The organism is Pseudomonas sp. P4_B3 (assembly GCF_056402295.1).
On sequence record NZ_JBFUHR010000031.1, the window covers coordinates 1 to 18,572 of the forward strand.

Below are 18,572 nucleotides of genomic sequence, written 5' to 3' on the forward strand. Positions count from 1 at the left end.
ATCAGCCACAGCGTGCCGGGCAAGTAGCCCATCTGCGCCGCCAGCACCGGACCGACCAGCGGACCTGCGCCAGCGATGGCCGCAAAGTGGTGACCGAAGAGTACGTGTTTGTTGGTCGGCACATAGTCCAGACCATCGTTGTTGAGCACAGCCGGAGTGGCCCGATTGGGATCGAGCTGCATCACTTTATTGGCGATGAACAGGCTGTAGTAGCGGTAGGCAACAAGGTAGATGGCGACGGCTGCGACTACGATCCACAGGGCGTTGATCGCTTCGCCGCGGCGCAGGGCCACGACACTCAGCGCAATCGCTCCCAGGACAGCCACGGCAAACCAGGCGAGGTGTTTAGCCAGACGGGGCATAGCGTGTCTCCTGCCGACAGCCAGTGACTGCGGCGGTAATTTTTATAATTGTGTCCGCGGTGCGGAGCTGGCCCAATATCTGCGCATGACGTCCACAAATAAATCCGCGTTACTACGTACGTGGTGTCTACGTAGTTCTACGTAGACACCACCGCCCCCTGTAGGAGAGAGCCTGCTCGCGATGGCGGTGTGCCATTCAACATCGATTCGTCTGATACACCGCCATCGCGAGCAGGCTCGCTCCTACAAGGCGCCTCTTTGGCATATGATCCCGAGCCTTCGCGCGGGCAGGAGTCAACATGCAGCTCAAACACAAGATCGTCGCCCTCGGGATTCTGCCGCTGGTGCTGGCCATTGCCGTCATCTGCGCGCTGGTGATATCCCTCAACCGCCAATTGGGCGACCAACAGGCGCAACTGATCGAAGACAGCATTCTGGCGAGCAAGCGCGCGGAGCTGAAAAACTACGTGGAAATGGCCCAGAGCCTGATCGAGCCGCTGTACGACGACGGCCACGGTGATGCCCACGCCCAGCAACAAGTGCTGGAAGAACTGCGCAAGCTCAGCTTCGGCATCAACGGCTACTTCTTCGTCTACGACCACGAAGGCCGCAGCCTGATGCATGCCCGCCAGTCGGAACTGGTGGGCCAATACCTGTGGGACATGAAAGACCCCCACGGCCTGCCGGTGATTCAGGCGCTGCTGAAAAGTGCGCAATCGGGCGAAGGTTTTCAACGCTACGCCTGGAACAAACCCTCCTCCGGCCAGGTGACCGACAAACTCGCCTATGTGGTGATGCTCGATCGCTGGGGCTGGATGCTCGGCACCGGCATCTACCTCGAAGACGTCGAGCGCGCCACCCAGCAGGCCCGTGCCGAAGTGGCCATGGGCATCCGCAAGACCATGATGGCGATTGCCGTGGTCGCCCTGGTCGCGGTGCTGTTCGTGTTCGCCACCGGCATGACCCTCAATGTCAGTGAGCATCGACTGGCAGACAAGAAACTGCAGCGCCTGACCCAGCGCATTGTCAGCCTGCAGGAGGAGGAACGATCACGGGTGTCCCGCGAGTTGCACGACGGCATCAGCCAGGTGCTGGTTTCGATCAAGTTTCAGTTCGAACTGGCCAGCCATCTGCTGGAACGCGGACAAGCCAACGACAAGGGCTTGAATACATTAAAAGAAGCCACCGAGCGCCTGGGCGATGCCATCGGCGAAGTCCGCAGTCTATCCCACGACCTGCGCTCATCCTTGCTCGACACCCTTGGCCTGCCAGCGGCCATCGGCCAATTGGCCGCCGAATTCGAGCAGCGCAGCGGGCTGAGCGTGACCTATGACGAAAATGAATTCGACTGCCAACTGGTCGACGGCGCCGCTGTTGCACTGTTCCGCATCGTCCAGGAAGGCCTGACCAATATTGAACGCCATGCGCAGGCGAAGAACGTGTCCATTACCCTGCGCGGCTGCGAACAATCGGTGCGACTGACCGTGGTCGATGACGGTATCGGTTTCAACGTCGCCCAGGTCGAACGTCGTCAGGCCGGCATTGGTTTGCGTAACATCCGCGAACGCGTCGAACATTTTGGCGGACGCTTCGATTTGATCTCGATGCCGGGCAGAAGCGAACTAGACGTGCTGCTGCCGATGAAACCTGGCGCAAAACGCTGATCCGGCCCCAAAAAACTACAAGAGTGAACAGCTGCGATGAACCTGCCCTCCCCGATCCGCGTCGCCCTGGTCGACGATCACTCCCTGGTCCGCGACGGCATCAAGGCGCTGCTGGCCGTGATGTCGCCCCTGGAAATGGTCGGCGAAGCGGAAAACGGCGCCGAGGCCATCGAGATGGTCGGACGCTGCCAGCCGGACCTGCTGCTGGTCGACATCAGCCTGCCGGACATGAACGGCCTGGAACTGACCCGCGTGCTGCGCAGCCAATACCCGTCGCTCAAGGTGCTGGTGCTGAGCATGTACGACAATTACGAATACGTCAGTGAATCGGTGCGCTCCGGCGCCAGCGGCTACGTGCTGAAGAACGCCCCGTCACGTGAAATCATCGCCGCCATCGAGGCCATCAGCAGCGGCGGAACCTTCTACAGCGCCGAAATCGCCCAGCGGCTGATCGCCGACAGGAACACCGACAACGAACTGACTCCGAGGGAAAGCCAGGTGCTGTCGAAGATGGCGCAAGGGTTGAACAACAAGGAAATGGCCCGGGAACTGGACATCAGCGTGCGCACGGTGGAGACACACCGCTTGAGCATTCGGCGCAAGCTCAACATCGACAAGCCGGCGGCACTGGTCAAGTACGCCATCGATCACGGGCTCATTTCCCGCTAACCCCTCCCTCCAGCCCCACCATCCTCTGTAGGAGCTGCCGCAGGCTGCGATCTTTTGATTTTCCAGATCAAAAGATCGCAGCCTGCGGCAGCTTCTACAGGTTTCGTACGGCCGAAAATTTCTTTCCTCCCTACCACCCGACGAGAAACTCACTCAAGGGACTTGCGTCATCGGTATTATGGTATACCATCAGACGCACAGACACCAAAAACCTCCTATGGAGCAGCTCATGAGTTTCGAAATCCGCAAGATCGTCAGCTATGTCGAAGAAACCTTTATTGAAGGCGGCAAAGCCACCGATAAGCCCGTGACCATGGTCGGTCTGGCCGTGGTTATGAAGAACCCCTGGCTGGGCAACGGTTTCGTCGAAGACCTGAAACCACAGATCCGCGCCAACTGCTCCGACCTCGGCGCACTGATGGTCGAGCGCCTGGTGGGCATCATCGGCGGTGCCGAGAAAATCGAGGCTTACGGCAAGGCTGCGGTGGTCGGTGCCGACGGCGAGATCGAGCACGCTTCGGCGGTGATCCACACCCTGCGCTTCGGCAACCATTACCGCGAAGCGGTCAAGGCCAAGAGCTACCTGAGCTTCACCAACAAGCGCGGCGGCCCGGGCACCTCGATCCAGATCCCGATGATGCACAAGGACGACGAAGGCCTGCGTTCGCACTACATCACCCTGGAAATGCAGATCGAAGACGCCCCGCGTGCCGACGAAATCGTTGTGGTCCTTGGTTGCGCCGACGGCGGCCGCCTGCACCCGCGCATCGGCAACCGCTACATCGACCTGGAAGAACTGGCAGCCGAAAAAGCCCAGTAACCGGCCAGCAGAACGACAACAAGAAGGCATTGCAGGAGCGCTCCATGATTCGGCTCACCGCTGAACTCACCCCGGCTGGCACCAGTTACCTGGCGACCGGCCAAGGCCAGCCCGTGGTCTTGATCCACGGCGTGGGCCTGAACAAAGAAATGTGGGGCGGCCAGATCGTTGGCCTGGCCACGAAGTACCGCGTCATCGCCTACGACATGCTCGGCCATGGCGCCAGCCCGCGCCCGGAAAGCGGCACGCCGCTGCTCGGCTACGCCGACCAGTTGCTGGAGCTGCTCGACCACCTGCAATTGCCCAAGGCAACGGCGATCGGTTTTTCCATGGGCGGGCTGGTGGCGCGGGCGTTTGCCCTGCACTACCCGCAACGCCTGGAAGGCCTGGTGGTGCTCAACAGTGTTTTCAACCGCAGCGCCGAACAGCGCGCCGGGGTCATCGCCCGCACCAGCCAGGCCGCCGAACACGGCCCGGACGCCAATGCCGAAGCGGCGCTGTCACGCTGGTTCAGCCGTGAATACCAGGCCGCGAACCCGGCGCAGATCGCCGCGATTCGCCAGACCCTGGCCGGCAATGACCCTCAGGGTTACCTGACCACTTACGAACTGTTCGCCACCCAGGACATGTACCGCGCCGACGACCTGGCCAGCATCCAGGTACCGACGCTGATCGCCACCGGCGAACTGGACCCCGGCTCGACCCCGGAAATGGCCCGGCAACTGGCCGAACGCATTCCCGGTGCGACCGTTGCCGTGCTCGCCGAGCAACGGCATATGATGCCCGTAGAGTCTCCGCGCCTGGTCAACCAGCTGTTGCTGGAGTTTCTGCGGACCGCGCACTCCAAACAAAACCAGATCAAGGGGATCGTTGCATGACACTCGCACGCTTCCAGATGTGCATCGGCGGTGAATGGGTCGATGCCCTGTCCGGCAAGACCTTCGAAAGCCTCAACCCGGCGCTGGCCGAGCCTTGGGCCGAATTGCCCGATGCCGACGAAGCCGATGTCGAACGCGCCGTGCAGGCGGCGCAGACGGCTTTCGACAGCCCGGCATGGCGCGGTTTGACCGCCACCGCTCGCGGCAAATTGCTGCGACGCCTGGGCGACCTGATCGCCGAGAACAAGGAACAACTGGCGCAGCTGGAAAGCCGCGACAACGGCAAGCTGATCCGCGAAACCCGTGGCCAGGTTGGTTATCTGCCGGAGTTCTTCCACTACACCGCAGGCCTGGCGGACAAGCTCGAAGGCGGCACCCTGCCGCTGGACAAGCCGGACCTGTTTGCCTACACCGTGCACGAAGCCATGGGCGTGGTCGCGGCGATCATTCCGTGGAACAGCCCGCTGTACCTGACGGCGATCAAACTGGCCCCGGCCCTCGCCGCGGGCAACACCATCGTGATCAAGCCGTCGGAACACGCCTCGGCGACCATCCTCGAACTCGCGCGCCTGGCGCTGGAAGCCGGGATTCCGCCAGGGGTGGTCAACGTTGTCACCGGTTACGGCCCAAGCACCGGTGCCGCCCTCACCCGCCATCCGCTGGTGCGCAAGATCGCCTTCACCGGCGGCGCGGCCACGGCGCGGCATGTGGTGCGCAGCAGCGCCGAGAACTTCGCCAAACTGTCGCTGGAGCTGGGGGGCAAATCGCCGAACATCATCTTCGCCGACGCCGACCTCGACAGCGCGATCAACGGTGCCATCGCCGGAATCTATGCCGCCTCCGGGCAGAGCTGCGTCTCCGGTTCCCGCTTGCTGGTGCAGGACGAGATCTACGACGAGTTCGTCGGCCGTTTAGTGGAACGCGCCCGGCGCATCCGCATCGGCAACCCCCAGGACGACAGCAGCGAAATGGGCCCGATGGCCACCGCACAGCAACTGGCCGTGGTCGAAGGCCTGGTGGCCGACGCGATTGCCGAAGGTGCGCGTCTGCGCCTGGGCGGCAAGCGTCCGCAGAATCTGGGCGACGGCTGGTTCTACGAGCCGACGCTGTTCGAGTGCGACCGCAACTCGATGAAGATCATGCAGGAAGAAGTCTTTGGCCCGGTGGCCTCGGTCATCCGTTTCAAAGACGAAGCCGAAGCGCTGGCGATTGCCAACGACTCGCAGTTCGGCCTCGCCGCCGGCATCTGGACCCGTGACCTGGGCCGCGCCCATCGCCTGGCCCGGGACGTGCGTTCAGGGATCATCTGGGTCAACACCTACCGCGCGGTCTCGGCTATGGCGCCGATCGGCGGCTTCAAGAACAGTGGCTATGGACGCGAAAGCGGCATCGATTCGGTGCTGGCCTACACCGAGCTGAAAACGGTGTGGATCAACCTGTCCCAGGCACCGATGCCTGATCCATTCGTGATGCGCTAGGAGTCCTGGAAAATGATCGAACCCGGCATTTACAAAGACGTGATGAGCTCGTTCCCGTCCGGGGTCACGGTGGTCACCACCCTGGACCCGGACGGCGGCATCGTCGGCATCACCGCCAGCGCCTTCAGTGCGCTGTCGATCGACCCGGCACTGGTGCTGTTCTGCCCCAACTACGGCTCCGACACCTACCCGGTGCTGCGCGACAGCAAGCAGTTCGCGATTCACCTGCTGTCCGCCGACCAGACCGCCGAAGCCTATGCCTTCGCCGGTAAAGGCAAAGACAAGGCCAAAGGCATCGAGTGGCACTTGAGCGAACTGGGCAACCCGATTCTTGCCAAGGCGACGGCGATCATCGAGTGCGAACTGTGGCGCGAATACGACGGCGGCGATCACGCAATCATCGTCGGCGCGGTGAAGAACCTGATCCTGCCCGCGCAACCGGTCACGCCGATGATCTACCACAAAGGCAAGCTGGGGCCGTTGCCCACCCTGGCCTGACACGTTTTATTGTAGGAGCGAGCTTGCTCGCGATGGTCGTGAACGATAACGCGTTCTGCCTGGAAACAAGCGTCGCCTTGAAGTTCATCGCGAGCAAGCTCGCTCCTACAGAGACCGCCCACTTTTTTCAGGAGCCGGCATGAGCCCAGCAGCCTCGCAACTGTTCCGCCAACAGGCCTACATCAATGGCCAATGGCTGGACGCGCCGGATGGCGCCTGTCAGGACATATTCAATCCGGCCACCGGTGAACTCATCGGCCGGGTGCCGAATCTCGGCGCCGAACACGCGCGCCTGGCTATCGAGGCCGCCAACAAAGCCTGGCCGGCCTGGCGCGCGCTGACCGCCAAGGAGCGCAGCAATACGCTCAAGCGCTGGCATGCCTTGATGCTGGAAAACGCCGACGCCCTGGCACAAATCCTCACCCTCGAACAGGGCAAGCCACTGACTGAGGCCAAGGGCGAAATCCTCTACGCCGCGAGCTTCATCGAGTGGTTTGCCGAAGAGGCCAAGCGCATCTACGGCGACACCATTCCCAGTCACAAGGGCGATGCGCGCATCGTGGTCAGCAAGGAACCGATTGGCGTCGTCGCGGCCATCACGCCGTGGAATTTCCCGGCGGCGATGATCACCCGCAAGGCCGGTCCGGCGCTGGCGGCCGGTTGCCCGTGCATCGTCAAACCGGCCCCGGAAACACCGTTCTCGGCACTGGCCATGGCCGCACTGGCGGAACAGGCCGGTATTCCAGCGGGCATCTTCAACGTCATCACCGGCGACGCCATCGCCATTGGCGGTGAGCTGACGGCCAGCCCGCAGGTGCGCAAACTGTCATTCACCGGTTCCACGGCCATCGGCAAATTGCTGATGGCCCAGTGCGCGCCGACGCTGAAAAAAGTCTCGCTGGAGCTGGGCGGCAACGCGCCGTTCATTGTCTTCGACGACGCCGATCTGGAGCGCGCCGTTGACGGTGCGCTGATCGCCAAATTCCGCAACGCCGGGCAGACCTGCGTCTGCGTCAACCGCTTCCTGGTGCAGGACGGCATCCACGACGCCTTTGTCGCGCGCCTGGCCGAGCGGGTTTCACAGCTCAAGGTCGGCAGCGGTTTCGATGATGGCGTCACCCAAGGGCCGTTGATCAATGAGCGTGCCGTGGCCAAGGTCGAAGAACACGTGCAAGACGCTCTGGCCCACGGTGCACAACTGCTGTGCGGCGGCGAGCGCCATGCACTGGGCAACGGTTTCTTCCAGCCGACCGTGCTCACACGTATCACCACGCAGATGAAGGTCGCTCGGGATGAAACCTTTGGCCCACTGGCCGCCGTGTTCCGTTTCGACGCCGAGGCCCAGGCCGTCGAGATGGCCAACGACACCGAATTCGGCCTCGCCGCCTACTGCTACACCCGCGACCTGGGCCGCGCCTGGCGCATGAGCGAAGCGCTGGAGTACGGCATGGTCGGGATCAACGAAGGGCTGATTTCCACCGAGGTCGCGCCATTTGGCGGCATCAAGTCCTCGGGGCTGGGCCGTGAAGGGTCGAAATACGGCATCGAGGATTACCTGGAACTCAAATACACCTTGATGGGCGGCCTTTGAGCCCACGGGAGCTAAGCAAATGAACAACGAAAAATACGAAAAAGGCCTGAAGATCCGCACCCAGGTGCTGGGCGAAGCCTACGTCAATCGCTCCATCGAGAACGCCGACGACTTCACCCGGCCATTGCAGGAAATGGTCACCGAATATTGTTGGGGTCATGTCTGGGGTCGTGAGGGTTTGTCGCTCAAGGAGCGCAGCATGATCAACCTGGCGATGATCTCGGCCCTCAACCGGCCGCATGAACTCAAGCTGCATGTGCGCGGCGCCTTGCGTAACGGCCTGAGTCGTGAGCAAATACGCGAAATACTGCTTCAGGTCGGCATTTACTGCGGTGTCCCCGCTGCCGTAGACAGTTTCCGGCTCGCCCGTGAAGCCTTCGCCGAAGCCGATGCCGAGGCCTCCAGTTAACCCTTGGCTGTTTGATCTGACCGGGCACCCAGATTCCCGTAATCGAAGTGCTCTTTTTGCATGGACAGCCACAATCAGAGCGGACCCCATGAAACGCCTGCCACTCGACGACAGCTTCAAGGTCAATCGCAACCCCGTTACCCTGCGCGAAATCGTGCTGGATAAACTGCGAAGCGCCATCATGAACTTCCAGCTCCTGCCGGGAGACCGTCTGGTCGAACGCGATCTGTGCGATCGCCTGGGCGTCAGCCGTACTTCCGTGCGCGAAGCCTTGCGTCACCTGGAATCCGAAGGCCTGGTGGAATTCGCCGACGCCAAGGGCCCACGGGTCGCGATCATCACCCTGGCCGATGCCGTGGACATCTACGAGCTGCGCTGCGTACTCGAAGGGCTGATCGTGCAACTGTTCACCCTGCGCGCCAAGGCCAAGGACATCAAGGCCCTGGAAAAAGCCCTGGAAGAAAACCGCAAGGCGCTGAAGGACGGCGAACTGCAACAGGTCATCGACTCGGTCCAGGGTTTCTACGATGTGCTGCTCGAAGGTTCGGGCAACCATGTCGCGGCCACTCAACTGCGCCAGTTGCAGGCACGCATCAGCTACCTGCGCGCGACCTCGGTGTCCCAGCAAAACCGTCGCAGCGCCAGTAACCAGGAAATGGAACGCATGGTCGAAGCGATCAAGGGCGGTGACCCGCTGGCCGCCCACCAGGCGTGCGTCGACCACGTGCGAGCGGCCGCTGCCGTGGCCCTGGACTACCTCAAGCGCAAACAGGAAGAAACCGGCGCCACGCCGCAGATCACCCTGCCCATCGCGCTGAAAGAACCGCGCATAGGTCGCTGAAATGTTCAGCCCGAGCTTTTGCCCCAAGTGTGGCAGCGCAGACCTTAAGTCACAGTTACCGCCGGGCGATACGCACGAGCGCCTGATGTGCCGCGGCTGCGGCTACATCCATTACGTCAATCCGAAGATCATTGCCGGCTGCATCATCGAGCAGGACGGCAAGTACCTGTTGTGCCAGCGCGCGATTCCACCGCGCCCCGGCACCTGGACCCTGCCGGCGGGCTTCATGGAAAGCGGCGAGACCACCGAGCAGGCCGCGCTGCGGGAAGTCTGGGAAGAAAGCGGCGTGCGTGCGGAAATCGTCTCGCCCTATTCGATCTTCAGCGTGCCCAAGATCAGCGAGGTGTACATCATCTTCCGCGCCATCGCGCTGGAGATTACCGGGCAGTACGGGCCGGAAACCCTCGACTACAAGTTCTTCGCGCCCGAGGATATTCCTTGGGACAGCATCTACTATCCGGCGATCCGGCAGATCCTTGAGCGCTATATCGAAGAGCGCCAGGCTGGGGTGTATGGCATCTACATCGGCAATGACGACAGCGGGAAGATTCACTTTATTCGCTGATGCGCCGGTTTTGACCGTGTACATATCCATTTCTGCGGTAAGGGCGACTAATGGTTCCGCTCTTACAGCGGGTCACTTGGAAGAGCGGAACGCCGCCCGGCCCCAAGTAACCAAGGGCTCTTGCCCCTGACGTTCGGCCTCATGAGGGGGCGTGTACCGCAAAAGCGCTCGAGGCGGCCTACCGGCCGGCCTGGTTCTGATGGGTGCGTGTTTCCCTGTAGGAGCTGTCGAGTGCAACGAGGCTGCGATCTTTTGCCTTTATTTTTTACAAGCAAGATCAAAAGATCGCAGCCTTCGGCAGCTCCTACGGAGTAATACATCCGCGAAATCAGGTCGGCTGGCAGGCCGCCTTCGCGAGCAAGTCGGATCGCCGCACCGCCGCTCCCACAGAAGAGCAAAAGCAGATCGGCGTACACCCACGCTCCTCACCACTCATCAGGCCGAGCGTTAGCTCGCCTGCAGCTCTTGATCTTGATCCACCCGCCCCCTCGGCAGGCTGAGCGGAGGTGTTCATCCGGGGATTGGCGCGCAGCGCCGTTCGGCGCAGCCGAACTCATTGCATGTAGGTCGAAGCGAAGCCGACCGGAGGGCAATGCCCCCGGATGAGTGCCGCAGCGAAGGAACGCCGAGCCTAAGCGAGGGGCCGTACGTAAGGGGCGAGCGTTTTTTGCTTACTTTTTTAGGCGCTTGTAAAAAAGTGAGTCGCCGTAAGGGCGAAACCGCCAGCCGCCGTTACCGCAGAAACGGATATGTACTCAATCAACCAACAACCTGGTCGGCCCAGAGGCCGCCAAGGTCAAAGAAGATCAAACAACCCCAACAACCCCTTCCCCATGCATCTGCCGCAACAACCTCAGACCACCCTCGAAAAACGCCGATGAACCAACCTGCCCCGCCTCGACCGCCAATCCTTGCAACTGTTCACACCCGGTCACTTCGGGAAACTCGTCAATTCTCTGCAACAACCGCCACGCCAACGGACTCAGTTCGGAAAACCTCACACTCCAGTCCTCCGCCCGCCGCACCAGCAGCAATGTCGGCTGATCAGGCAACGCGTCCGGCTGATAATCCGGCCCCACCCGCTGCACCGGCCAGGCATACGCCAACGGCCAGGCCAGCGCCGACACCTGCAACGGCCGTTCCAGCAGCAACGCAGCATCACCGGCAACCAGAGGCTCGGCGTCGGACTGTTGCAAGGCCATTTCCACCCACTCGTAATGCGCCAGCTCCACCATGAACGGTGGCCACGGCCCATCGCTCAATGCTTGAGGCTCAGTCGCGAGAAATTCGACAAACTCCTGGGCGATCTCACCAAACTTCGGCGTGCGGGCGCGATAGTCCCGCAGAAAAATCCGTACCAGTGAACGCCAGTGCTCATCCCCCAGGATTTTCAGCAATACCGGAAAGGTGCCACTGAGCAATGACGACAGATTGGCAAACACCAGGTCGCGATACACTTGCGCCCGGGCAGGGTCCATTTCGGCCGGTGGCGCGAAATGCTCGGGATCACGCAGGTACCGGCCCATGGTGCTTTGCTGGTGATGCAACGATTGTTTATCCACGGTTCAAACCTCCTGTTGCAGGTGGCGAATGGTCTGCAACTCCGCCACCAGTTCGGCGAATGCCGGAAAATTGAAATCGCGCTCCAGCAAGGTCGGCCGAGCACCGAACCGGGCGTAGGCCTGGGCCAGCAACGACCACACCGCCGGCTTCACCGAAGCGCCATGGGTGTCGATTTTCAAGGTATCGGACTCGTCGAAATGCCCGGCGATATGCATCGCCACCACCCGGCCCGCATCGATGCCCGCAAGAAACGCCTGTGGATCGAAACCGTGGTTGATCGAGTTGACGTAGACATTGTTGACGTCCAGCAGCAGGTCGCAATCAGCCTCGCGCAACACCGCATTGGTGAACGTGACCTCGTCCATGTCCCTTTGGGGCGCGGCGTAGTAGGAGACGTTTTCCACCGCCAGGCGCCGGCCAAGGATGTCCTGGGCCTGACGGATACGCGCGGCGACGTGGTGCACCGCTTCTTCGGTAAACGGCAACGGCAACAGGTCGTACAGGTGACCGTCATCGCTGCAATAGCTCAAATGCTCGCTGTACAGCGGCACGTTGTAGTGATCGAGAAAGCCCCGGACTTCCTGCAAAAACCCGACGTCCAGCGGCGACGCCCCGCCCAGGGACAGGGACAGGCCGTGACAGGACAACGGATAACGCTCGGCCAGCGCCCGCAGCGCCGCACCATGAGCACCGCCGATGCCGATCCAGTTCTCCGGCGCGACTTCCAGAAAGTCGAAATGGCCGACCGGGGCCGCTTGCAGTTCTTTGAGTAAACCGCGACGCAGGCCAAGGCCTGCGCTGGCCCTGGCTACGGGGGCAACGGATGTCTGCATGGTGTCGATCTCGCATGTGTCCAGGATTGCGGGCAGGTGCCCGCCTTGAGACACAGTTAATCGAAGGGGTGTATCGGGACTGTGTTCGACAGGGGTCGACAATGGGTGTCTGTGTATCGAAACCGGGGTTGGACACAATGGAATACACAACTCAAATCCCTTGTGGGAGCGAGCCTGCTCGCGATAGCGAGTTTACATTCAATGCTAATGGTGGCTGATCCGCCGCCTTCGCGAGCAGGCTCGCACACAGGGGTTTAGTGTCAGTCAGGGGGGCTTTCGTCGCTCGAGACAGCAGTACACACGCCCCGAACTAAACTTAACGCACACAGGGCTCGCTCAGCGTCCTGCACATCCCCACGACCACCGCCCAGCGGCGAACACCTCGCCAGACAATGCCCCTGGACCGTGATCCTGCTGAAGGAGCACACGTGATGGACGAGGCCAGACTCAACGATTTCATGGGCAAACTGGTGAATGACATGGGCGGCGCGGCGATGCTCGCCAACGTCATCCTCGGCGAAGAGCTCGGCCTGTACCGGGCGATGGCCGACAGCCAGCCAATGACCCCGGAAGCACTCGCCGCCAAAACCGGCTGCAACACCCGCCTGCTGCGCGAATGGCTCAGCGCCCATGCCGCCTCCGGCTACATGGAACACCACGACGGCCAGTTCCGCCTGCCCGAAGAGCAAGCCATGGCTTTGGCAAACGAAGACTCACCGGTCTATGTGGCGGGCGGGATCAGCGTGGTCGCGTCGTTTTTCCATGACAAGGACAAACTGGTCAACGCCATGCGCGGCAACGGTGCCCTCCCCTGGGGCGATCACCATCCGTGCATGTTCAGCGGTACCGAACGCTTCTTCCGCCCAGGCTACAAAGCCCATTTGGTCGCCGAATGGTTGCCGGCCCTCGACGGCGTGGTGGCCAAACTGGAAGCCGGGGCCAAAGTGGCGGACATCGGCTGCGGTCATGGCGCCTCGACGGTGATCATGGCCCAGGCGTTTCCGGATTCGCGCTTCGTCGGTTTCGACTACCACGCGCCGTCCGTTACCGTCGCCACCCAACGCGCCGAAGAAGGCGGTGTGTCCAGCCGGGCCAGGTTCTTCCAGGGCACGGCCAAAAGCTACCCCGGCAGCGACTACGACCTGGTCTGCTACTTCGACTGCCTGCATGACATGGGCGACCCGGTGGGTGCGGCCAAACATGCTTATGAATCGCTGAAGGACGACGGCACGGTGCTGCTGGTCGAGCCCTACGCCAACGACTTGCTCGACGACAACGTCAACCCGGTCGGGCGCCTGTTCTACGCGGCCTCGACCTTCATCTGCACGCCCAACTCGCTGTCCCAGGAAGTAGGCCTCGGCCTCGGCGCCCAGGCCGGTGAAGCGCGGTTGCGCAAGGTGTTCAGCGAGGCTGGATTCAGCCGTTTTCGCCGGGCCACGGAAACGCCGTTCAACCTGATTCTGGAGGCGCGTAAATAATCCCGTCCCCCCCTGTAGGAGCTGGCTTGCCAGCGAAGGCGGAATGTCTGTCGAAACTCGATCGACTGGAAGATTGCCTTCGCTGGCAAGCCCGCTCCTACAAAGGTCGTTGTGCATCAGGGGCCTGTTCGGCGATGGGAAAATGCTACGCTGCACACATTCAAGTGCCCTGCGCAGTGCTGACCATGCTCGACCGCCAGACCCGTGACCAACTCGATCGACTCCATCAGCTCATGGCGGATCAGCCGTTTGCCGTGCTGACCGGTGCCGGTATCAGCACGCCCTCGGGCATCCCGGATTATCGCGACAACCAGGGCGTGCGCCGGGGCCGGCAGCCGATGATGTATCAGGAATTTCTCTCGGCCCCGGAGTCCCGGCGGCGCTATTGGGCGCGGGCGATGCTCGGCTGGCCACGGGTGCGTCTGGCGCAGCCGAACGTGGCCCACGACACCCTGGCCCGTTTGCAAGGCACGCGGCAGATCAGCGGGTTGATCACCCAGAACGTCGACACGCTGCACGACCAGGCCGGCAGCCATGACGTGATCGAGCTCCACGGCAGTCTGCACCGGGTTTTGTGCCTGGATTGCGGTCGGCGCAGCGAGCGCGATTCGATCCAGCGCCTGATGGAAATACAGAACCCGTACCTGGCCGGCGTCGACGCGGTACAGGCGCCGGACGGCGACACCTTGCTAGACCCGGCCTTCGAGGCACGCTTCCAGGTCCCGCACTGCCCGCATTGTGCCGGGGAACGGATGAAGCCGGATGTGGTGTTCTTTGGCGAGAACGTCGCGCAGGCCACGGCGGCCAAGGCGATGGCGGCCGTCGAACAGGCTGCGGGGCTGTTGGTGGTCGGCTCGTCGTTGATGGCCTATTCGGCGTTTCGCTTGTGCCGGGCGGTGGTGGATCAGGGCAAGCCGTTGATTGCGATCAACCTGGGCAAGACCCGGGCGGATGAGATGCTGGATTTGAAGATCGAGGGGGCGTGCGAGCGGTTGTTGCCATTGCTGGCCGAACATCTCTCTTCCTGACTCCAAAAACCTGTAGGAGCCGGCTTGCCGGCGAAGGGGCCGGTACATTAAACATGGTTGCTGGCTGACAGACCGCCTTCGCTGCGATGCGGCGACCCGACAAGCCAGCTCCTACAGGTTCCGTTCAATTCAAGTCAGTCGCTCGCCCAGGTTTTCCTCTTTCAGCACATCAAACAACGCCTGCGCCGCCGCCGACAGTTCTCCCCCAGGCAACGTCAGCACCCCAAGCGCCCGCTCCACCACCGGATCGCGCAAGGTAATGCAACGCGCGCCCAGCTCACGCATCTGCCCGGCACACAAGGCCGGCACCGCGCTCACGCCCAGGCCACTGGCGACCATGCGCCCGACCGTCGCCAGTTGATGGCTTTCAAACTCCACCGGCAATTTCATGCCGCGGGCCTGCAAATGCTCTTCAAGCATGACCCGCACGGTGGACGGTCGCTGCAAGGTAATGAACGGTTCCTTGAGCAAGGTCTGCCAGTCGATGTCATCGAGTTCGGCCAGTGCCGAATCCAGGGGCACCACTGCGACGAATCGGTCGATGTACAACGGCGTGAATTGCAGCGACGAGCTCATGGTCGGCTCGAACGCCACCCCCAGTTCAACCTGGCGGTCACGGACCATTTCCAGCACCTGCTCGTTGATCACGTCATTGACCGTCACGTTGACGTTCGGATAACGGGCGCGGAAGGTCTTGAGGATCGGCGGCAGCAGGTTGCCGGCGAACGACGGCATCGCCGCCAGGGTCACGCGTCCGCGCTGCAGGGTAAAGCGCTGGCGCAACTCATCTTCGGCATTGTCCCAGTCGGCGATCAACCGGCGCGCGAGCGGCACCAGGGATTCACCTTCGGCGGTGAGCGCCACGTTACGCGTGTTGCGGGTGAACAAGCGCCCGCCCAGGCCTTCCTCCAACGCCTTGATGGTCAGGCTCAGGGCCGATTGCGACAGGTGCAGGCGTTCGCAGGCCACGGCAAAGCTCAGGCTCTGGGCCACGGCCAGAAAGGCGCGGATCTGCTTGACGGTCATACTCGATTTCTCCCGGGTATTGTAGGAGCTGCCGAAGGCTGCGATCTTTTGATCTTGATCCAAAAGATCGCAGCCTTCGGCAGCCCCTACATATTGTTGAGTTTTATCTATTAATCAACCTTAAAAAACAACTTAACAAATGAATACTCCGGCGAGACACTCCATCCCATTCGGCTAGCCAGCCGCCCACAAAGAATAAAAGAGGTGCATATGGCAGGTTTCGACAAGCGCGTGAGTTCCTACGAGGAAGCCCTGGCAGGTCTTGAAGACGGCATGACCGTGATCGCCGGCGGCTTCGGCCTGTGCGGTATCCCGGAAAACCTGATCAACGAGATCAAGCGCAAAGGTACTCGCGACCTCACGGTGGTTTCCAACAACTGCGGCGTCGACGGTTTCGGCCTCGGCGTACTGCTGACCGACCGCCAGATCAGCAAAGTGGTGGCGTCCTACGTCGGCGAAAACAAGCTGTTCGAAGAGCAACTGCTCAAAGGCGAAATCGAAGTCATCCTGACCCCGCAAGGCACCCTCGCTGAAAAAATGCGTGCAGGCGGTGCCGGCATCCCGGCCTTCTTCACCGCCACCGGTGTTGGCACTCCAGTTGCCGAAGGCAAGGAAGTCCGGGAATTCCATGGCCGCAAGTACCTGATGGAAGAATCCATCACCGGCGACTTCGCCATCGTCAAAGGCTGGAAAGCCGACCATTTCGGTAACGTGATCTATCGCCACACGGCCCAGAACTTCAACCCGCTGGCCGCCACTGCCGGCAAGATCACCGTGGTCGAAGTCGAAGAAATCGTCGAACCCGGCGAGCTGGACCCGGCGCAGATCCACACCCCTGGCATCTACGTCGACCGGATCATCTGCGGCACGTTCGAGAAGCGCATAGAACAGCGCACCGTACGCAAGTGATCCCCTGCCCCCGGACCGAATGAAGGAATAACGACAATGGCACTTTCCCGCGAACAAATGGCTCAACGCGTCGCCCGCGAAATGCAGGACGGCTTCTACGTGAACCTGGGCATCGGCATTCCGACCCTGGTCGCCAACTACATCCCCGAAGGCATGGAAGTCATGCTGCAGTCGGAAAACGGCCTGCTGGGCATGGGTCCTTTTCCTACCGAAGAAACCATCGATGCCGACATGATCAACGCCGGCAAGCAAACCGTGACCGCACGTATCGGCGCTTCGATTTTTTCCTCGGCCGAGTCCTTCGCAATGATCCGCGGTGGCCATGTCGACCTGACCGTGCTGGGCGCCTTTGAGGTGGACGTGCAAGGCAACATCGCCTCGTGGATGATCCCCGGCAAACTGGTCAAGGGCATGGGCGGCGCAATGGACCTGGTTGCCGGCGCCGACAACATCATCGTCATCATGACCCACGCGTCCAAGGATGGTGAGTCCAAGCTGTTGTCCCAATGCAGCCTGCCGCTGACCGGCGCCGGGTGTATCAAGCGCGTACTGACTGATCTGGCTTACCTGGAAATCGAAAACGGCGCGTTCATTTTGAAAGAGCGTGCACCGGGTGTCAGCGTCGAAGAGATCGTTGCCAAGACTGCCGGTAAACTGATCGTGCCGGACCACGTTCCGGAAATGCAGTTCGCTGCCCAGTGAGGAATCATTCCATGCAAGAAGTCGTCATTGTTGCCGCCACGCGCACCGCGATCGGCAGCTTCCAGGGTTCACTGGCCAATGTGTCCGCGGTTGACCTGGGCGCTGCGGTGATCCGCCAGCTGCTGGCGCAAACCGGCCTGGACCCTGCGCAAGTTGATGAGGTGATCATGGGCCAGGTGCTGACCGCCGGCGCCGGGCAAAACCCTGCACGCCAGGCCGCGATCAAGGCCGGCCTGCCCTTCGCCGTGCCAGCCATGACCCTGAACAAGGTCTGCGGCTCCGGTCTCAAGGCCCTGCACCTGGGCGCCCAGGCGATTCGCTGCGGCGACGCCGAGGTGATCATCGCCGGTGGCCAGGAAAACATGAGCCTGGCCAACTACGTCATGCCCGGCGCCCGTACCGGCCTGCGCATGGGCCACGCGCAAATCGTCGACACCATGATCAGCGATGGCCTGTGGGATGCGTTCAACGATTACCACATGGGCATCACCGCCGAGAACCTGGCCGAGAAGTACAGCCTGACTCGCGAGCAACAGGACGCGTTCGCCGCCGCCTCGCAACAGAAAGCCGTGGCCGCCATCGAAGCCGGGCGCTTCGTCGATGAAATCACCCCGATCCTGATCCCGCAGCGCAAGGGCGATCCGCTGTCCTTCGCCACCGACGAACAGCCACGGGCCGGCACCACCGCCGAATCCCTGGGCAAGCTCAAGCCTGCCTTCAAGAAGGACGGTTCGGTGACCGCCGGCAACGCTTCGTCGCTGAACGACGGTGCCGCGGCCGTGATCCTGATGAGCGCGGAAAAGGCCAAGGCCCTCGGCCTGCCGGTGCTGGCGAAAATCGCCGCCTACGCCAACGCAGGCGTTGATCCGGCGATCATGGGCATCGGCCCGGTGTCGGCCACCCGCCGTTGCCTGGACAAGGCCGGCTGGAACATCGACCAACTGGACCTGATCGAAGCCAACGAAGCCTTCGCCGCACAATCCCTGGCGGTGGCCAAGGACCTGGAATGGGACTTGAACAAGGTCAACGTCAATGGCGGCGCCATTGCTCTGGGTCACCCGATCGGTGCCTCAGGTTGCCGTGTACTGGTGACCCTGCTGCATGAAATGCTCAAGCGTGACGCCAAGAAAGGCCTCGCCACCCTTTGTATCGGTGGTGGTCAGGGCGTGGCACTGGCGCTCGAGCGGGCGTAAGCCAACAGCGTTCAACAGAGGGCGCGGGGACCCACGAAGATCCGTGACCGTCTGGAAAAACACCC

At 61.9% G+C, this 18,572-nt stretch carries 19 protein-coding genes; 15 read left to right on the forward strand and 4 right to left on the reverse strand.

Annotated elements, in window-relative coordinates; translation table 11 throughout:
* A partial coding sequence (locus tag AC1DWG_RS27620; protein ID WP_477788631.1) for a carbon starvation CstA family protein occupies window positions 1-362 on the reverse strand: 362 nt, incomplete at its 3' end.
* 299 nt (window positions 363-661) lie between these two features.
* Here AC1DWG_RS27620 and AC1DWG_RS27625 point away from each other — a divergent pair.
* From AC1DWG_RS27625 to AC1DWG_RS27670, 10 genes are all read left to right on the forward strand, one after another.
* Window positions 662-2,026 (forward strand): cache domain-containing protein, encoded by a 1,365-nt coding sequence (locus AC1DWG_RS27625; RefSeq protein WP_477756684.1) that lies wholly within the window; start codon window positions 662-664, stop codon window positions 2,024-2,026.
* Window positions 2,027-2,062: 36 nt separating this feature from the next.
* Complete coding sequence (locus AC1DWG_RS27630; protein ID WP_057396633.1) at window positions 2,063-2,695, forward strand: response regulator; 633 nt, start codon at window positions 2,063-2,065, stop codon at window positions 2,693-2,695.
* A gap of 229 nt (window positions 2,696-2,924) precedes the next feature.
* Window positions 2,925-3,515 carry an amino acid synthesis family protein gene (locus AC1DWG_RS27635; RefSeq protein ID WP_007978708.1) on the forward strand — a complete coding sequence of 197 codons (591 nt, stop codon included), beginning with the start codon at window positions 2,925-2,927 and terminating at the stop codon, window positions 3,513-3,515.
* A 44-nt stretch (window positions 3,516-3,559) separates the two neighbouring features.
* The gene (locus AC1DWG_RS27640; RefSeq protein ID WP_477764658.1) at window positions 3,560-4,393 is read left to right on the forward strand and encodes an alpha/beta fold hydrolase; all 834 of its coding nucleotides are present in this window, start codon (window positions 3,560-3,562) and stop codon (window positions 4,391-4,393) included.
* Complete coding sequence (locus tag AC1DWG_RS27645; RefSeq protein ID WP_477756091.1) at window positions 4,390-5,871, forward strand: aldehyde dehydrogenase; 1,482 nt, start codon at window positions 4,390-4,392, stop codon at window positions 5,869-5,871. The genes AC1DWG_RS27640 and AC1DWG_RS27645 overlap by 4 nt, the downstream gene beginning before the upstream one ends.
* Before the next feature lie 12 nt (window positions 5,872-5,883).
* Window positions 5,884-6,369, forward strand: a complete 486-nt coding sequence (locus AC1DWG_RS27650; RefSeq protein WP_090456302.1) for a flavin reductase family protein — start codon at window positions 5,884-5,886, stop codon at window positions 6,367-6,369.
* Window positions 6,370-6,508: 139 nt separating this feature from the next.
* A complete protein-coding gene (locus tag AC1DWG_RS27655) occupies window positions 6,509-7,960 on the forward strand; it encodes an NAD-dependent succinate-semialdehyde dehydrogenase (RefSeq protein WP_477788632.1) in 1,452 nt (483 codons plus the stop codon).
* A 19-nt stretch (window positions 7,961-7,979) separates the two neighbouring features.
* Window positions 7,980-8,369 carry a carboxymuconolactone decarboxylase family protein gene (locus AC1DWG_RS27660; protein WP_007991919.1) on the forward strand — a complete coding sequence of 130 codons (390 nt, stop codon included), beginning with the start codon at window positions 7,980-7,982 and terminating at the stop codon, window positions 8,367-8,369.
* 88 nt (window positions 8,370-8,457) lie between these two features.
* Window positions 8,458-9,210: a GntR family transcriptional regulator gene (locus tag AC1DWG_RS27665; RefSeq protein WP_477755914.1), complete on the forward strand. Its 753-nt coding sequence runs from the start codon at window positions 8,458-8,460 to the stop codon at window positions 9,208-9,210.
* 1 nt (window position 9,211) lies between these two features.
* Entirely contained in the window at window positions 9,212-9,775 is a 564-nt protein-coding gene (locus tag AC1DWG_RS27670; protein WP_477764661.1) for an NUDIX hydrolase, read from the forward strand.
* 806 nt (window positions 9,776-10,581) lie between these two features.
* Here the strand turns inward: AC1DWG_RS27670 and AC1DWG_RS27675 are convergent.
* A complete protein-coding gene (locus AC1DWG_RS27675; RefSeq protein WP_477788633.1) occupies window positions 10,582-11,337 on the reverse strand; it encodes an HvfC family RiPP maturation protein in 756 nt (251 codons plus the stop codon).
* 3 nt (window positions 11,338-11,340) lie between these two features.
* On the reverse strand, window positions 11,341-12,171 hold the full coding sequence (locus AC1DWG_RS27680; protein WP_477788634.1) for an HvfB family MNIO-type RiPP peptide maturase: 831 nt from the start codon (window positions 12,169-12,171) through the stop codon (window positions 11,341-11,343).
* 431 nt (window positions 12,172-12,602) lie between these two features.
* On the opposite strand from AC1DWG_RS27680, the gene AC1DWG_RS27685 reads away from it, so the two are divergent.
* Window positions 12,603-13,649, forward strand: coding sequence for a class I SAM-dependent methyltransferase (locus tag AC1DWG_RS27685; protein WP_477764664.1), 1,047 nt, complete (start codon window positions 12,603-12,605; stop codon window positions 13,647-13,649).
* A 185-nt stretch (window positions 13,650-13,834) separates the two neighbouring features.
* Window positions 13,835-14,677 carry an NAD-dependent protein deacetylase gene (locus tag AC1DWG_RS27690; protein ID WP_477764697.1) on the forward strand — a complete coding sequence of 281 codons (843 nt, stop codon included), beginning with the start codon at window positions 13,835-13,837 and terminating at the stop codon, window positions 14,675-14,677.
* Between the two features lie 129 nt (window positions 14,678-14,806).
* Here AC1DWG_RS27690 and AC1DWG_RS27695 read toward each other — a convergent pair whose 3' ends face one another.
* The gene (locus AC1DWG_RS27695; protein ID WP_477764665.1) at window positions 14,807-15,703 is read right to left on the reverse strand and encodes a LysR substrate-binding domain-containing protein; all 897 of its coding nucleotides are present in this window, start codon (window positions 15,701-15,703) and stop codon (window positions 14,807-14,809) included.
* Between the two features lie 210 nt (window positions 15,704-15,913).
* On the opposite strand from AC1DWG_RS27695, the gene AC1DWG_RS27700 reads away from it, so the two are divergent.
* The 3 genes from AC1DWG_RS27700 to AC1DWG_RS27710 are packed head-to-tail and all read left to right on the forward strand — an operon-like array spanning window position 15,914 to window position 18,507.
* Window positions 15,914-16,612, forward strand: a complete 699-nt coding sequence (locus AC1DWG_RS27700; protein WP_046816298.1) for a CoA transferase subunit A — start codon at window positions 15,914-15,916, stop codon at window positions 16,610-16,612.
* A 36-nt stretch (window positions 16,613-16,648) separates the two neighbouring features.
* Complete coding sequence (locus AC1DWG_RS27705) at window positions 16,649-17,314, forward strand: CoA transferase subunit B (protein WP_057399619.1); 666 nt, start codon at window positions 16,649-16,651, stop codon at window positions 17,312-17,314.
* 11 nt (window positions 17,315-17,325) lie between these two features.
* Window positions 17,326-18,507 carry an acetyl-CoA C-acetyltransferase gene (locus tag AC1DWG_RS27710; RefSeq protein WP_477764666.1) on the forward strand — a complete coding sequence of 394 codons (1,182 nt, stop codon included), beginning with the start codon at window positions 17,326-17,328 and terminating at the stop codon, window positions 18,505-18,507.
* Window positions 18,508-18,572 lie beyond the last annotated feature (65 nt).

Bases quoted from the DNA above. Each gene is read 5' to 3' on its own strand.
- AC1DWG_RS27625 (WP_477756684.1), top strand. From the start codon at position 662: ATGCAGCTCAAACACAAGATCGTCGCCCTCGGGATTCTGCCGCTGGTG.
- AC1DWG_RS27630 (WP_057396633.1), top strand. From the start codon at position 2,063: ATGAACCTGCCCTCCCCGATCCGCGTCGCCCTGGTCGACGATCACTCC.
- AC1DWG_RS27635 (WP_007978708.1), top strand. From the start codon at position 2,925: ATGAGTTTCGAAATCCGCAAGATCGTCAGCTATGTCGAAGAAACCTTT.
- AC1DWG_RS27640 (WP_477764658.1), top strand. From the start codon at position 3,560: ATGATTCGGCTCACCGCTGAACTCACCCCGGCTGGCACCAGTTACCTG.
- AC1DWG_RS27645 (WP_477756091.1), top strand. From the start codon at position 4,390: ATGACACTCGCACGCTTCCAGATGTGCATCGGCGGTGAATGGGTCGAT.
- AC1DWG_RS27650 (WP_090456302.1), top strand. From the start codon at position 5,884: ATGATCGAACCCGGCATTTACAAAGACGTGATGAGCTCGTTCCCGTCC.
- AC1DWG_RS27655 (WP_477788632.1), top strand. From the start codon at position 6,509: ATGAGCCCAGCAGCCTCGCAACTGTTCCGCCAACAGGCCTACATCAAT.
- AC1DWG_RS27660 (WP_007991919.1), top strand. From the start codon at position 7,980: ATGAACAACGAAAAATACGAAAAAGGCCTGAAGATCCGCACCCAGGTG.
- AC1DWG_RS27665 (WP_477755914.1), top strand. From the start codon at position 8,458: ATGAAACGCCTGCCACTCGACGACAGCTTCAAGGTCAATCGCAACCCC.
- AC1DWG_RS27670 (WP_477764661.1), top strand. From the start codon at position 9,212: ATGTTCAGCCCGAGCTTTTGCCCCAAGTGTGGCAGCGCAGACCTTAAG.
- AC1DWG_RS27680 (WP_477788634.1), bottom strand. From the start codon at position 12,171: ATGCAGACATCCGTTGCCCCCGTAGCCAGGGCCAGCGCAGGCCTTGGC.
- AC1DWG_RS27685 (WP_477764664.1), top strand. From the start codon at position 12,603: ATGGACGAGGCCAGACTCAACGATTTCATGGGCAAACTGGTGAATGAC.
- AC1DWG_RS27690 (WP_477764697.1), top strand. From the start codon at position 13,835: ATGCTCGACCGCCAGACCCGTGACCAACTCGATCGACTCCATCAGCTC.
- AC1DWG_RS27695 (WP_477764665.1), bottom strand. From the start codon at position 15,703: ATGACCGTCAAGCAGATCCGCGCCTTTCTGGCCGTGGCCCAGAGCCTG.
- AC1DWG_RS27700 (WP_046816298.1), top strand. From the start codon at position 15,914: ATGGCAGGTTTCGACAAGCGCGTGAGTTCCTACGAGGAAGCCCTGGCA.
- AC1DWG_RS27705 (WP_057399619.1), top strand. From the start codon at position 16,649: ATGGCACTTTCCCGCGAACAAATGGCTCAACGCGTCGCCCGCGAAATG.
- AC1DWG_RS27710 (WP_477764666.1), top strand. From the start codon at position 17,326: ATGCAAGAAGTCGTCATTGTTGCCGCCACGCGCACCGCGATCGGCAGC.